We start from the raw sequence: 15,314 nt of genomic DNA, 5'->3' as shown, positions 1-15,314 counted from the left end.
ATGATTTTCGGTACGGGGCAGGCAACTCCGGAGCTAAAATGTAACAAACGGGCCTGTGGTTTTCTTATTTTTGCACTCAAATCAGAAACTTATGCTTCGTTCACTCCTCCTCCTGTTTTTCAGCGCCCATTTTGCCTTAACGGCTTTCACCCAGGAAAAAGCCAATGTCCCGGCTGATCATCCCTACGTCATCCTGATTTCCTGCGATGGCTATCGGTGGGACTATACGGCGCGTTTCCGGCCGCCTAACATCACAAAATTGATTGCTCAGGGCGTGCAGGCCTATTCCATGATCCCGAGTTTCCCGTCCAAGACCTTCCCCAACCACTATGCGATTGCGACGGGTCTGCTGCCGGAGCACAACGGACTGGTGGACAACTCTTTCTACGATCCGGAAAGGGCACAGCTGTACCGCATCAGTAACCGGGATGTAGTGGAGGATGGGAGCTGGTACAACGGGACGCCCCTTTGGGTGAATGCAGCGCAAAACGGGATGAAGGCAGCCAGCTTTTTCTTTGTGGGCTCGGAAGCCGATATTCAGGGCGTGCGGCCGAGTTACTATTACCCCTACGACGGTAGTGTCCCCAATGAAGACCGGGTACAGCAGGTCCTCGACTGGCTGGAGTTGCCGGAAGCGGAGCGCCCGCATATGATCACCCTTTACTTCTCTGATATGGACGACACCGGACACCGCCACGGCCCTTCCGACGATGAAGCTATCCGCGCTGCACTGATGAAGCTGGACTGGGCATTGGGCAAGTTATTTGACGGTGTGGAAGCCTCGGGGCTGCCCGTGAATATCATTATGGTCTCAGATCATGGCATGATTGATGTCGGCCCCGAGAAACTGGTCAACATCGATCCCCTGCTGCAAGACAGCCGCTACCGGGTAGCCAACAACGGTGCCCTGGCGCATATCTACCTGGAAGACGGTGCCGATCCGGAAGAAGCTTTAGCCTTCATGAAAGAAAAATCAGAGGGACTGCCGCTGGAAGTATATCCCATTGCTGAATTCCCGCACTACAGCGATAAATCTGACCCCCGCCTTGGTGATTTTATCCTCTACCCGGCGTATGGCTACTACCTGGCCAACAGCCGCCGCATTCAGTTGGTCAAAAGCGGGAAGTTTTCCCAGGGCGGCGAGCACGGCTTCCACCCGGAGTTTCCGGAAATGCACGCTATCTTTTATGCTAAGGGCCCGGCATTTCGGCAGGGGCTTACCATACCCTCATTCCGCAATGTGCATGTCTACCCTCTGGTTTGTGAAATCCTGGGATTGCCGGTGCCGAAAGGTATTGACGGGCAGTTAGAAGTCCTGAAAAGCGCGCTAAAGTAGGCAAATAAAAAAAGCAGGCTGTATCCTAAGTTCAGCCTGCTTACCAAAGTGTGTTTAGTTTTTTAGGGTAGAAAAACCGGCTTCCCATTTCTGGTCTGCCGGATGAACTGAGTGTATCTGATTTTTTCAGTAGCCCTGATGACCAATGCGGTCATCAGGGAGTCAACTGAGAGACATTATTTAAATAATGCTCCACTAAACATACGGTTAAGTGTCTCGGTAGAGGTACTAAGACATTGGGGTTTCGGTTTGATTTATTCTTGTATAATTAATGTTTAAATATTTGTTTATCAGTTTTTTAAGGTTTATTTTGTTCTATTGTTAATTTCGGACTTATGCGGAAAAGTAAGCTATATGAGGTTTTTGAACGGCTAAGCCCGGCTGACAGGCGTAGCTTTTTATTAACAATGGAACTGAAGGAAAATAACCTGTCACAAAATGATCGGGATTTGGTGCAACGGTATACGGAAGAAATCGTCAACCGCAGGTTTCCGCAGGGCGAGGCCGCGTTCTGGGAAGCCAATGCAATGAAGCCATTGGCGGCTAACAAATTTAAAACTCGTGTACTGCGCGCTCTGGAGCGGTATCTGCTATTGGATGCACTGGACAAAGAACCCCGCCTCAAGCATATTCTGTTGGCAGGTAAATATGATCACCTGGGGCTTAGAAAACACCTCGACTACCATTTGCGGGAATTGGAAAAGGAGCAGTACAGTCACGAAGAACAAATCATTGGCCCTTACTTGGGAGAGACGCTTGGGCAGCATATTTTGATAAAAGCTAGGTCTGAAGAGGAAAGGAGTAATGCTCAGCTGGGGTATGCAGATATGAGAAAGTGGGGCAGCGCGCTGGAAAAATTTAGTGATTATATGCGAATGAGCCTTCTTTTAGAGACCTATAATCGGATTAAAGTATACGGAGGAGAAGAAGAGAATGTTGAGGATATCCGCGAGAAGATTCAAACTATAGTAGGGCAGACAAAAGATGAAAATATTAAACACTTTGGTCAATTGGTTCGAGTCCTTGACCAATGCCCTCCGGAAGAATATCTGGAAATAGCTAAGGAACCAAACGGTTTTGATAAAGAAGTAGCCAATGTTTACCAAAAACAATATTGGGCAACCTTATTTAATTACTGTGTTGACCGATTAAACATCAATAAAGACCGCCGGTTTGCCGGAGAATTGGTTAAAATCATTAAGCAACTTGAGGACCGTAATCTCCATTTGAATGACGGACACATCATAATGCTAAATAGAATAAATGGTGCTATGAGTGCAGCAGTGATATCCGGGGAAATAGGCTGGTTTTCAGGTTTTCTGAATCGGAACTGGGATAAAGTAGCCTTGGCTTCAAGGAAAGAGCGGAAAGCATATAGGTATTTTTCATTGGCTTATTTAGCGCTATATCGTGGGGATATCTCTAACGCGCACCAATACATTCATATTTTCCAGCGCTCGGTACTCTACAGTAAAACCAACTACTCTAATTTTGCTATGAGAATTGGTTCTGATAAGATTTTGAGCAAAATTTATTTCGAAAATCAGGAGTTTATAGCTTTGGAGCGTCAAATCCGAAGCGTTAGGGGGTACGTAACCCGCAGTCAGTATCCACCACATGTACAACAAGGATTAATGAGCTTTTTTGACGATTTGCTGAGTTGTAGTCAAAACAGCCAACCCTTTACCAGTGAACGGATACAAGGCTGGCCGCTGATTGATCAGGTCTGGGGCGAACAAGTGCTGGCCAAGGGTAAAGGGCCTACTTTGTAATACCTCCGCTAAAGGATCCGGCATCTGTAGTAACAACAACGGAATAAGTCCCGTTAGCCAGGAGCGAGATGTTATTCCTGCAAACAGATGCTCCACAACCGGTAAAAGACATCACGACCATTGCACCGTCATAAACCTCAATAGTGAGAATATTCTCGCTCGGGTCGTTGGTAGTAGTAAGTAGTACTACAACGTTTTCTAAAGTAATACTCCCTCCAAGCGTCTCCTCTGATTGCAAGTGGTTGGATGCATAAGGATTAGCAGTTGCAGCTAGCCCCAAAATCGTAACGAATAGCAATAGTGTTTTCATCATTAGTAGGTTTATAATGAAAGAATAGGTAGTACAGGCCTGCCCGGTGTGGTCTTGCCGTTGGGCAGGCATCGCAGGTTAGATAGGTTCGGCTTTTTGAGCCGTTACCTAAGCCTGTTTAAGCTTGGTGTACTTCTTTTGTAGGTAATTGCTATTCGTTTGCACCGTGGTTTTTACATCACGTACATTGTATGCGTGGGTTGCAGGCATGGGTCAGGCTGCTGTCAGCGCTGTACTTGCCTTATCGGGGCGCTGATTCCAGGCTTTTAGCAAAACAAGTTTAGCCCTGAGCAGGCGCATGGCAGACTAGCTCAGCGTAGTAATCTTCAGTAAATTTTTTGCTTCGGTTTTCCGTTTTAAAGCGTACTGTATCAATGCATATAAATTGGAGCATCTACAGTGGCTTTTTACGTATTAGTGGTAAAATGACTAGATAAAAGGATAAAATATAAATACTTCATCTGTTTTTTCTAATAAAATTGGCAGGATAGTTGCAGTGTTATTGATATTAACGGGAATGGAATTGAAAGCGTTCCCAACCAATCCTGATTTTTTGAAGTTTTTTTCGTTCAGAGGAAAAGCCAGTAAGGCTTCTGCTTTTCGCTAAACCATTTAATAGAAAGCGGAGACTGACCTTCCAGCCAGCCTCCGCGATAAAGTGCTACATCATTCTCTTTTACAGAGCAGTTTTTCTGCCTGCTTTGCGGGTACTTACTTACAATTACTCCGCCTCCAACGCCTGCCGTATCCCCGCCAGCCCTTCATTAAAGGCATCCATCTGTGCGATGACCTGCGACATGCGGTCGCTGCCGCCCGCCCCGCCGAAGCGCTGTTTTTTCTGGAATGCCGCTTTAATTGCCGACCAGCGCTCTGCCTCCGCCGGGCTTTGCCAGCCGAGCAGTTCCTTCAGCTTGAGGAAATTGGCCTCGGCGTCTGCGGTCAGCGTTTGCACTTCGCCTTCGTAGTGGGCGAGGAGCAGGGTACGCAGCTCCGACTCGTTCATGATGGGGGCGATCTTCTCCGCCAGCTTGTTCATGTTGCGGTAGGAGCCTTGCAGCTTGAACGCCGGCTCTGTGCGGTAGTCATCGGCCATCGCTGCGGAGCGGATGTACGCCTGATTGACGGTCAATACCACATCGCGCACTTTCAGCAGCAGCTGCAGCACCTTCCGGTAATCGGTCAGCTCCTGAGTGCTGTGGCTGCCTTCATATTCCAACCCTTCGAGCTGCCCGGTTTCCACGCTTTGGATGAGCGTGTGCACATCCTTCGTGCTCTTGCCGGCAAGTTGTGCCAGGGTCGAGTTGGAAGTCAGGGCGTTCTCCAGATAGCTGAGCTTGAAGGCCGCTGCAGAGTCACCGATGATGTCTCCCAGGTTGTAAATATCTGCCCGGTTAGCCAGCATGTCCGGGATTTGGAAGCGGTCGCCGCTCTCGGTGTAGGGGTTGCCAGCCATGACCACAGCGAAACGGCTGCCCCGCAGGTCGTAGGTTTTCGCCTTGCCTTTGTACACCCCCTCTATACGGCGCTGCGCATCGCAGAGGGAGATGAACTTTTGCAAAAACTCCGGATGGCAGTGCTGTATGTCGTCTACGTAGAGCATGACGTTGTCGCCCATTTCCAGGGCCAGGTTAAGCTTCTCCAACTCTTTGGCAGCAGCCATGCTATTGGCATCCTGGGGTGCCAGGGAGGTCACCTGATGCCCGATCGCCGGGCCATTGATTTTCATAAAAATGAGCCCCAGGCGGTTGGCGATGTACTCCATGAGCGTGGTCTTGCCGTAGCCGGGAGGGGACAGCAACAGCAGCAGGCCCATGCGGTCGGTACGGGTCTGCTCGCCTGCCGTGCCCATCTGCTTGGCGAGGTTGTCACCAAACAGGGGCAGGTACACCTTGTCGATAAGGCGGTTGCGCACAAAGCTGCTCATCACCCGCGGCTTGAAGCTGTCGAGCTGAAGGGTTTCCTTCGTCTCCCCTGTGAGTGCCCGCTTACGGCTTTGGAATTGCTCAAACAGGGGCACGGTTTCCCCGCAGTAGCGCTCCAGCTTGTCCATGAAGGCGTGGAAGTTGAGCGCATACTGTCCGTCCTGTAGTACCGGGTGGTCGCTCCGCAATCCTTCCAGCTGACGGCTCGTGGGCAATTCGATTACCCGTGTTTTCTCAAAATCATCCGCGAACAACAACGCCGCAATTTCCTCCTGATACGGCAGCCACTGCGCCTCCCCTTGCTCCTCCAGAAAAGCGTGCACCCACTTACGGATGAGCAGGTAGCGCTCCCGGGGGCGCTCTCGCAGGGCATCGAGCGATTGCTTAAAGCGCTTCAGGGCTTTTTTGCCGGAGAGCAGATCTACAAACTGCCGGTACAGCTGCCCGGCTTCTGCACTGATGACAAAATGGTCGTCCTGTGCCAGCTCGCGGAACAGGTACTCAGCGGCGCGCGGCACGGCAAAAGCAGGGAACAGGCGGGTGTCAGCCACAAAAGTGCGCAAATCCTGCGCCAGTTCTTCGATGAGGTAGTCAAATTCCCGGGTATTGGGGAAGAGCTCCAGAATTTCGCCGGCGCTCTTTAGCTGCTTTTGCAAAAGCGCCTTCCGGTCGGCCTCCACGAAGGCGGTCCACCAGCTTTTGGCGCAAGCCCGCACAGTAGGCGGAAAGCGCAGCAGTCCAATACCCTGACTCATTTCCAGCAGAGTAGAAAGCATAATCGTAGCATCAGCATCGTGAATGCCCTTGGTGTAGCCCTCGGCGTAGCGCTGCCCGGCGGCCTTAGTTACGAGCGGTAGCAGTGCCTCTGTTTTAACAGGCCAGTCCGGATGCTCCCGGTACAATTGGTAAGCCAGGTACTCGCTGCGGCAGACCTCCGGGTTTTCCGAAATCAGGCTTTGCTGCCAGACGGCTTGGGTGTGCAACAGCGCCTCGTCCTCAATCGGCTCATAAAAGTTGGTGCCGGTGAGGTGGTACAGCAATTGCCCGTCGTCCTGCACCACAGTCAGCTCCAGCGGCTGCACATTTACGGAGAAGCGGTGCTGCCCGAGACGGATGATGTTCTCGCCCTCCTCGAAAAGCTCCTTACGGTCGCGCAGGCTGCGCAGGGTATCTTCCTTCAGCGTTTTCAGTTGGGTCTGCACAGCATTGGCCTTGTTGCTGTCGTCCAGCTCCTGCAGTTGGCGGATGAGGCCGCGTACTTTTTCCACCATCAGGTCGGCAGCGAAGAAGCTGTTGACCTCGGCTTCCTCCTTAAAGGCAGCGGCGCGCTTTTGCATGCCGGCCAGGATGCGGTCGGCGGCTTTCGCCAAATTAGCGGTACGGCTGTTGCGCGCTTCCACCAGGCTGTTCTTGCGGCTCTCCAGGGCGGCGTAGACCTCTTCCCGCTTGACGGACAGCTCAGTGACAAAGGCATCGACCTCCGCGAATTTCCCTTCCAGCTCTTCCAGCTGTACCATCAGCCTGGTGAGGTAGTCGTCGCACTTCTCCGGCGTATCGGCCAGGTCGAGGTAGTTGATGATGCTCTGATCCAGCAGCTTGAGCTGTGCATCGAACTCGGCTTTGGACTCCTGCGTACGGAACTGCTTCCCGCGCTGCTTCACCGCTGCTTTATGCTGATTGAGCAAAGTAAACAGGGCAGAGATGCCGTCAATAATACGGGTGGTCTGCGTGGCGTCTTCGATTTTGAGGTTGCTGACGATCTCGATGAGCAATTCCAGCGCTTGCCCGATCTTATCAAAGACGGCCTCGAGTTCTTCGGCCTGCCGGGCCGTTTCCAACTGTGGAATATGCGCTGCTTCGGCCTCAATCTGCTTGCGATAAGGCTGTAGCGCATTGTCTTCCAACAAGAAGGTTATACAGTCTTCTGCCAGTTGCGACTGTGCTTTTTGGGCTTGCTCTTCTAAAGCGTCGACCTGCTCCAGGTCGGCATACCGTAGTTCACGCATTCCGGCGATTTCCCCCCGCAGTGCCCGTAGCCCGCCCAGATTGTCCACAAAGTCCTCAATGCTATCAAAGGAGGCACGGCGGATGTTGTCGAAGCGGGCTTGGGAGGCTTGAGCTACGCGCTCCATTTCGGCTTTGTCGCGGCGCTCGGCGCTCCGTTTTTTCTCATACTCTTCGATGGCGGTGTTGGCGGTCTGCCGTAGTGTTTTTAAGGGTTCGTCAATCTGAAAGGCATCAGGCTGATCGATCCAGTAGTAGCGGTCGAGCACATCGGTGGTGCGCTTTACCAGCTCATCGTAGAGGTTGGCGTAGGCGTCTTCTTTTCCCGTGAGAGTGAGGACCTCCTGGCACTCGGCCATGGCGCGCACGATGTCTTTGTTGCCTACTTTGTACAGGTAGGCGTCGGTATGCCCGGAAGGGATGGCCTCACCTTCCAGAAAGGGCGTTTGCCAAATCTGCAGCACGTGGTGCTTGGTGGGCTCTTCCTCGGCTTTGAAATAGACCAGCTCCCCGTTCGGGAACAAGGTGAAGCCCTGGCAGAGAATGGGCGTAGCGACTTCCTGACTGATGATGTTGTAGTGCAGCAGCAGGTAGGTGCCGCTGTCCGCTCCGTAGAATACAAACAGGAAGTCCTCCCCATTGGGCGAAGCAACCCGCTTTTTGAACAGCAGCCCGGTCGGAGAGTGGTCGAAAAGCTTGTACTCCCCCGTTTGCAGGTAGTAGCCATTGGCAAAGATGAGGCCCTGCTGATCGGGGAGCAGCACGCCGGAGTCCGCCAGGGCAGCTACGCGCTCTACGGTCTGCATCTTCTCGTTGAAGACGAAGTAGCGGTAGTCTTCCTGATAAGGCTTGATGCGCAAGGCGATAAGATGGCCCAGATCGGCGTAGGCAAATTCCGCATCATCCAGGGTTTGGTCTTTGTACTCCACGGCCTCCTGATAGATGCCGCGGCCATCATCGGTATTGTCCTCTACCTTGATGGTCAGGTCGCCTCCGGTCGTCTCCACAAAGACACGGTCGAGGATAGAGACATGCGGGTGCCGTCCGTGGCGCTGCTCATCCCGGCCGGCCTGCTGCCAGCGGAATTCGTATTGGTTAGGGAAGCGCACCTCCTGATCGGAGCGGTTGTCCACATACTGCAGGCCATCGTCCGTGCGCAACCACTTGAAGGCTTTGAAGTCAGGGCTGCCCGGCTTGAGTTGGAAGACCATGTAGAGGTAGCGGCCCCGCTGTGCAAAGCGGGCGAAGCAGGCCTCTTTATAGTAGCGGTACAGGTTCAGGAAGTCGGTTTGGAAGCCCTCGTTTTGGAGGAGAGAAAAGTCCTGTGCTTCAAAACCCTTACCGGTAAAACGGTACACGCTAAATACATCCGGCAGTGCGATACCGCTACGTAGCCCGAGGTGTACGTTGTAGCCCAGGATGCAGTGCTCGCCTACCGCCACGATATCGCGCGCCGTACAGTAATTGCCGGTCGTGATGCGGTCGTTGGCAATCAGTGCGCTCTCCACCGCGCCGAAGACGTCCTTACGGGCGGTATTGAGCTGCTGTAGCCGGTTGCGCAGCTCGTCGGCTTGCTGCTGCAGGCGGTTGCGGATGATATCGTAGGTGGTGGTTTGCGTCATTGCTTTGAGGTTTTGTTGGTTTGGAATGGGACTTGGGGATGAGGCTGAGGTTAAGGCTGAGGTTGAGGTTGAGGCGAGCGGTGACGTGTACGCCTGGCACGGCAGCTAGCTGCCGCGGCTGGAGAACATGCCGTGTATGCCTCAACCTTATCCTCAACCTCAACCTCCCCCGGCCTACTCTAGAGCAATTGCCCCGCACTAAGCCCCCCCAGCCCCAACTCCTCCACTTTGGTGGTCAGGCGCTTGAGCAGGCTTTTCTCCTCCACGTTGCCGGACTGCTCGCCGAGGCGCAGCAGCAGAGCGGTGAGGGTGAGGTCCTTGATGTCGTCCATCGTCAGGCCGGCACGGCGGATGAGGCTGCCCAGTTGGGAGAGCAGGCCATCACCATTTGAGCCGGATGCTGGCAGCAGGTTTTGGCTGAGGTTGCTCAGGTGGCTGCTGTTGTTGATCAAACCGTCGATACTCTTGCCCCGCTGTACGGAGTTGAGGATACTGTTGACAAACTGCATTTCACCGCCTACGATGTCGATGTTGGCGTGCTTCATGGCCTCACCGAGGACGCCTGCCTGTGCGTTAGCGATATCCTTGGAGACATTGATATTGGCCAGCTGAATCTCCTTGTCGGTTTCCAGTCGGATCTTGAACTCCTCGTGCTCGCGGCCCACACCGTCCAGCTCTTTCATAGCGTTTGCTTTCTGCTCAATGCCCTTGGCTTCGGCAGCAAACTTCAGCTCCAGCACACGGGCATCAGCCTGTCCTTTCTCGTCGGCTACTTCGGCCTCGGCACGGCCCTGCTTGCGCAGTGCTTCGGCTTTAGCTTCAATGCCGATGGCTTCGGCCTGAGCTTTGCGCTCCAACACGCTGGCTTCCAGTTTGCCTTCCAGCTCCCTGGCTTTTGCTTTGGCCTCGATCACCTGTGCTTCCGACAATCCGATAGTGGCTTCTTCGGCGGCAGTTGCTTCGGCCTGAATCTTGCGGGCTTCGGCTTCCTTCTCAGCGGCATTTTTCTGCGCCTCGGCGTCGATCAGGAGCTTCTCGGCCTGCATTTCGGCGGCGAGCTTAGCTGCTTCAGCATTCTTCTGCTGCTCAATCACGGTGGCTTCGCCTTTGGCCTGCGCCTGAATGACTTCCTTCTGCCGCAAGCGCTCGGCCTCAGCCAGTACCTTGGTGTCTTTGATGATCTCTTCCTGCTCGACCACCTTCTTCTCCACCATGATGCGGTCGCGGATGACGTCCTGAATGTTCTTCTTCTCTTCTTCCACCGCGCGCTGCTTCTCGATTTCGGCCAGGGTGACAATCTTCTCGCGCTCGGTGCGCTCCAGCATACGGTCTTTCTCTACGCGCTCCTGCTCGATGGCTTCGGTCCGCTCCTTGTTTTTCAGGGCGACAATCACCTGCCGCATACGGTTTTCTTCGGCGACCTGAAGCTCCTCCTCCGTTTTGATGCGGACCATTTCGGAACGCAGGCGCTCTTCTTCATTGATTTTGGCGATTTCGGCGGTTTCCCGGGCTCTGATGTTGGCCACTTCCCGCTTCTGCCGCTCTTCTTTCTCGATGAGTTGGCGCTCGTATTCCAGTATAGCTTCCTTGGCTTCCGCATTCTGCTCGGTGATGGTCTTCTCCTCCTCACGGCGGATGAAGTTGGCTTTCACCTTCTGCTGTGCGGTCAGCTCGGTGATCTTTTTGATACCCTCGGCATCGAGGATGTTGTTTTCCTTAAGGTAGCTGATGTCGGTCTGCTCCAGGTAGTCGATGGAAGCATCCTCCAGGATGTAGCCATTGAGGTTGAGCCCGATGGCGTTCTGTATTTCAGAGTTGAATTTCTCGCGGCTGTCGTAGAGCTCCACAAAGTCGAAGCGCTTACCTACCGTTTTGATGGCTTCTGAGAATTTGGCTTCAAACAGCTCCCGCAGGGTGGCGGTATCTGAGGCCCGCTCACAGCCGATAGACTGTGCGACCTTTTTGATGTCAGCCACTTCTTTATTGATACGCACAAAGAAAACGACTTTGGTGTCCGCGCGGATATTGTCTTTGCAGATCAGGCCATCTTCCTTCATGCGGCTGATTTCGATGGTGCGCACGGAGAGGTCCATCACTTCGTGCATCTGAATACCAGGCACTACAATGATGCCGTTTTCGATGGCGACTTTGGTGCCGCCTACGCCAGTACGGATGATGGCTTTGCCCTGTGGCACTTTCTTGTACCAGCTAATGAGCATGACGATGAGGCCGAAGACCACCAACAGGCTGATGCCCAGTACGGTCCAGCCCAATGGGCCGGCCAGGTTTTGGAGTAAGATCATGGATTGAGAATTTAAGGGTTTGTCAATTTATGTGTTCAGGAGCAGCGTACTGCGCCGTGTATGTTGTGATTACAGAAGGGGTTCGTCTTCCGGATAGGGCCGTATGAGGTAGTGGCTGCCATCAGGGGCAGTACGGGAGACCACCCCCTTGGCCCCGCTTGGCAGTTGCAGTTCAGGCGTTGCTGTTTTGACATAGATGAGTAGCTCGTCGTCTTCTACCTGTACCCGGGCCTGCCCCATTTGCGTAAAGCTGGCCGGCAGGATCAGCTCACAGGCTTGCCCGATGTAGTCCATGGGTTGTGCTTCCTTGCTGATTTGCTCAAAGATCGGCACAAATGGCGTTGTAACCACTTTGGACACCAGTAGCCCAATGAACAAGATGGGGACGGCAGTGGCCAGCGCGTAGGCAGGGCTGTAATGCCCCAGATAGTGGTTGCCCAAAATGGCGAGTACCCAGGCAGTAAGCACCGTCGCGGTGAGGACCAGCATAAAGGGCACACGCCCGAAGTTGAAAAAATGCAAGGCCCCGGCGAACCAGCCGCTCATACCGCCTGCGTCTACATCGGTATCGATATCGGCGTCTACATCAAGATCAACCTCCGCATCGACATCAAAGTCGAAAGCGCTGAGGTCTACTGCCCCGAGTATGACCGACAGCCAGTACAGGATGACGAGGCCTAGCAGCAAAGTGAAGGGCAGGTTGACGCCCGCTATTGCAGCATTCAGAAGGTCTTGCATTGGCAAAGGTTTTTAAGCTTGCAGCGGGGGCACAGCAAGCAAGGGTTATACAGTAATTTGTTGATGTTGTGTCGGGGAGGCGCTAGCGCGGAGCGTTGCTCGGTTGGCTAATCCTCAGTATATCATTTCAGGAATGGGTACTTTCTTACCCTGTTATTCTGAATACGATCTTAAAATGTGTTAAAATTCACTGATTCTTCCATTTTCCTCGTCGAAGCTGTACAGAATTCCGACGAAAATGAGCTGTGGCGAGGGTAACCACTTAGCTGCTGTTCAAATATGCAGGGCTACTGGAGATTACTTAACTTTACATTTATGAAGCGATTTTTCAACACAGCGGGCTTGTGTGATCCCCGGAAGCACTATATGGTGGATCCTTTTCGGGGGCTATTTGATGGGTTAACCGGCTGCTTCTGACCTTCCTGCAAAGGGTAGTGAACGGCGGTGGCCGGATTGAGCGGGAAATGGCCACTGGCAATGACCGCACAGACCTGGCTGTTTTTTGGAAAGGCCAGCTGGTCCCCATTGAGTTGAAAATTCGCTACGATAGCTATACCTTGTCCGATGGTCTGCGCCAACTCGGCCGCTACATGGACAAGCTGGGTCAACAGCACGGCTATCTCATGATCTTTGAGGCCAAGCCCTACATCCATTGAGCAGCCTTGGGAGGAACGCATTCGGCGAGAGGAGCAGGAGTATGAGCAGAAGGCGATTACGGTGCTTTGGATGTAGGTCGTTTTTTTTAGTGCAGCTGGCAGGCCGCTATAGTCCTCCAGGTCAGGATAACTACATAAACACAGAATAGAAGATTAGAAAATCAATGGCTAAAAAGAAAGCAGAAAAGAAGCAGAAGAAGCCCAAAAAGGTAAGCTACTACCGGCAGCCGGAAGAAATGACCCTCCGGGACTGGCAGGTCAACCTTAGAAAGCAATATGGCAAAGAGCAGGCTTTTCAGTTGGTCAACGAAGGTGAGCACCCGGTCTGGTCCGATTTCACGGTGATCAATCCAGAGCGGAACAGCCACTACCGGGTAGCGCTCAGAGGGCAGGAGCCCGGGGGGAACTTTTGTGAATGCATGGATTTTAAAACTAATGCGCTAGGCACCTGCAAGCATATCGAATGGGCACTTCACAAGCTATACAATACCCATGGCAATAAGCAGCACTTTCGTAAGCCACCGCCAGCCCGCAATTACAGTTCTGTTTATCTGGAGTATGGGGAAGAGCGGCGTTTGCGCCTGCGCCTCGGAGGAGAGGAAGCGGAAGCGCTGCAAAAACTGGCCCAAGACTACTTTGATGAGGCTGGGGTGCTCTATGAGTATGCCTATCCGGATTTTGACCAGTTTTTAGAAAAAGCCCGGGGACTTGCTCCGGCTTTTCGTTGCTATCCGGATGTGCTGGATTTCGTTATTCAAAAGCGGGCTGATACACAGCGGAGCGGCAGGGCTGCAACATTAGCGAAAGCGCCCGGTGGACTCGACGGCCTGGTCCAAACTACCCTATATCCTTATCAGGAGGAAGGCATCCTGTTTGCCTTCAGAGCCGGTCGTTGCCTTATTGCTGATGAGATGGGCCTGGGCAAAACCATTCAGGCGATAGCCGCTGCAGAGCTTTACCGGCGCGAGATGGGCATCAGCAGTGTTTTTATCATTTGTCCTACTTCGCTCAAGTATCAGTGGCGTTCTGAAATCGAACGGTTTACCGGACAGCAGGCACACGTGGTGGAAGGGCCTGCCCACAAACGCAGAGCGCAGTATGACGACTTTGAGCCGGTCTATAAAATACTGACCTATAATGTGGTGGCCAGGGATTACCCTCATCTGAATGCCGCAAATCCGGATTTATTAGTCATTGACGAAGCCCAGCGGATCAAAAACTGGGACACAAAAATTGCCCGGGCAGTAAAGCGGTTGGAAGCACCCTACCGGATCGCACTCACCGGCACCCCTCTGGAAAATAAGTTGGAAGACCTTTATTCTATTGTTCAGTTTCTGGACCAATACCTGATGGGGCCACTTTATTTATTGCTTTACCGGCATCAGGTGAAAGACGAAAACGGCATCGTGCGGGGCTACCGTAACCTGGATGCTATCTACAACAAATTGAATAAGGTGATGATCCGACGCCGAAAGCGGGAAGTACTCAAGCAGTTGCCTCCGCGGCGGGATCAGCAGCTATTGGTGCCGATGACGCCCCGGCAGATGGAAATGCACAACAGTTATGATGCTGACGTAGCACAGTTGGTGGCTAAATGGCAGCGTATGGGCTTTCTCACCGAAAAAGACCGCAGGCGTTTGCTGAGCTGCCTCAATCTCATGCGCATGTCCTGCAACAGTACCTACCTGATTGATCAGCAAACCCGTCACGATACCAAGCTCGACGAGCTGTTTTACATTCTGGAGGAGCACCTTGCAGAAGCAGGCGAAAGCGCGGTGGTGTTTAGCCAATGGGAGCGCATGACACGCCTTGTCGCTCAGGAGCTGGAAGCCCGCGAGATCCCCTTCGCCTATCTGCACGGCAGCATTCCGGGCAGTAAGCGTGGTGCATTGCTGGACCGCTTTCGGGAAGACCCCGAATGCCGGGTGTTCCTGTCGACAGACGCGGGGGGCGTAGGGCTCAACTTGCAGAAAGCCGCGCTTGTCATTAACCTGGACCTGCCCTGGAACCCGGCAGTGCTGGAGCAGCGTATTGGGCGCGTATTCCGCATTGGGCAGGAGCGGCAGGTACAAGTCATCAACCTCATCGCAGAAGGCACCATAGAGCACCGCATGTTACAGACCCTGCAGTTCAAGTCGTCATTGGCGGAAGCCGTTCTGGACACGGCACAGGATAGCGTCTTCATGAGTGACCGCAAGTTTAAGGACTTTATGGAAGAGCTGGAACGCGTGAAAACCGCAAAAATGCCTGATCACGAACCAGCGGAAGCCAGCAGTGACGAAGACCTGGAGAAGGTGTCTGCCAACCGCGGAAGTGAAACGGTAGAGCCCTCCGAAGCTACACTCGAAGCCTGGTGGGAAGATGAAGAACCAACACCGGAACCAACGCCCAAGCCCAGTCAGGGATCGCCTGCACAGGCAAGGCAGCCTCAGTCCTCCTCCGGAGCAGGGCTGTTGTCAGAGGGGCTAAGCTTTCTGGGTCGGCTTTCAGAAACGCTTGCTGATGAGCGGGCGACTCAGGCACTTGTGGATGAAATTGTAGAAAAGGACGAACAAACCGGGCAGTCGTATCTGAAAATCCCGGTAGAGGGTTCTGATGTAGTCAAAAATGCGGCGAAGTTGCTGGGCGGCCTGCTCAGCAAGCTGGGGTAA

The 15,314-nt window shown here is 53.2% G+C and carries 8 protein-coding genes; 4 read left to right on the top strand and 4 right to left on the bottom strand.

What is annotated here, in order from left to right; all coding sequences use genetic code 11:
* Positions 1-91 precede the first annotated feature (91 nt).
* Both RIC19_RS03735 and RIC19_RS03730 read left to right on the top strand, forming a co-directional pair.
* A complete protein-coding gene (locus RIC19_RS03735; RefSeq protein ID WP_350176947.1) occupies positions 92-1,336 on the top strand; it encodes an alkaline phosphatase family protein in 1,245 nt (414 codons plus the stop codon).
* A 335-nt stretch (positions 1,337-1,671) separates the two neighbouring features.
* A complete protein-coding gene (locus tag RIC19_RS03730) occupies positions 1,672-3,108 on the top strand; it encodes a hypothetical protein (protein WP_350176946.1) in 1,437 nt (478 codons plus the stop codon).
* Here the strand turns inward: RIC19_RS03730 and RIC19_RS03725 are convergent.
* The 4 genes from RIC19_RS03725 to RIC19_RS03710 form a co-directional block, all read right to left on the bottom strand.
* On the bottom strand, positions 3,098-3,421 hold the full coding sequence (locus tag RIC19_RS03725) for a hypothetical protein (protein ID WP_350176945.1): 324 nt from the start codon (positions 3,419-3,421) through the stop codon (positions 3,098-3,100). The two genes, RIC19_RS03730 and RIC19_RS03725, sit on opposite strands and share 11 nt — an antisense overlap.
* Positions 3,422-4,139: 718 nt before the next feature.
* Positions 4,140-8,966 carry a DNA repair ATPase gene (locus tag RIC19_RS03720; RefSeq protein ID WP_350176944.1) on the bottom strand — a complete coding sequence of 1,609 codons (4,827 nt, stop codon included), beginning with the start codon at positions 8,964-8,966 and terminating at the stop codon, positions 4,140-4,142.
* Between the two features lie 179 nt (positions 8,967-9,145).
* Positions 9,146-11,269: a flotillin family protein gene (locus RIC19_RS03715; RefSeq protein WP_350176943.1), complete on the bottom strand. Its 2,124-nt coding sequence runs from the start codon at positions 11,267-11,269 to the stop codon at positions 9,146-9,148.
* A 69-nt stretch (positions 11,270-11,338) separates the two neighbouring features.
* Positions 11,339-12,007: a hypothetical protein gene (locus RIC19_RS03710; protein ID WP_350176942.1), complete on the bottom strand. Its 669-nt coding sequence runs from the start codon at positions 12,005-12,007 to the stop codon at positions 11,339-11,341.
* Between the two features lie 434 nt (positions 12,008-12,441).
* Between RIC19_RS03710 and RIC19_RS03705 the strand changes: the two genes are divergently transcribed.
* Together RIC19_RS03705 and RIC19_RS03700 are read left to right on the top strand one after the other, a co-directional pair.
* Entirely contained in the window at positions 12,442-12,663 is a 222-nt protein-coding gene (locus tag RIC19_RS03705; RefSeq protein WP_350176941.1) for a hypothetical protein, read from the top strand.
* A gap of 164 nt (positions 12,664-12,827) precedes the next feature.
* Positions 12,828-15,314, top strand: a complete 2,487-nt coding sequence (locus tag RIC19_RS03700; protein ID WP_350176940.1) for a DEAD/DEAH box helicase — start codon at positions 12,828-12,830, stop codon at positions 15,312-15,314.

It is taken from the genome of Phaeodactylibacter sp. (assembly GCF_040219495.1).
GTDB lineage: Bacteria > Bacteroidota > Bacteroidia > Chitinophagales > Saprospiraceae > Phaeodactylibacter.
Note: the sequence above shows the minus strand (reverse complement) of the source record. Positions and strands in the feature narration are given on the sequence as shown.

Excerpts from the sequence above, each read along its gene's own strand:
- RIC19_RS03735 (WP_350176947.1), top strand. The coding sequence starts at position 92 with ATGCTTCGTTCACTCCTCCTCCTGTTTTTCAGCGCCCATTTTGCCTTA.
- RIC19_RS03730 (WP_350176946.1), top strand. The coding sequence starts at position 1,672 with ATGCGGAAAAGTAAGCTATATGAGGTTTTTGAACGGCTAAGCCCGGCT.
- RIC19_RS03725 (WP_350176945.1), bottom strand. The coding sequence starts at position 3,421 with ATGATGAAAACACTATTGCTATTCGTTACGATTTTGGGGCTAGCTGCA.
- RIC19_RS03720 (WP_350176944.1), bottom strand. The coding sequence starts at position 8,966 with ATGACGCAAACCACCACCTACGATATCATCCGCAACCGCCTGCAGCAG.
- RIC19_RS03715 (WP_350176943.1), bottom strand. The coding sequence starts at position 11,269 with ATGATCTTACTCCAAAACCTGGCCGGCCCATTGGGCTGGACCGTACTG.
- RIC19_RS03710 (WP_350176942.1), bottom strand. The coding sequence starts at position 12,007 with ATGCAAGACCTTCTGAATGCTGCAATAGCGGGCGTCAACCTGCCCTTC.
- RIC19_RS03700 (WP_350176940.1), top strand. The coding sequence starts at position 12,828 with ATGGCTAAAAAGAAAGCAGAAAAGAAGCAGAAGAAGCCCAAAAAGGTA.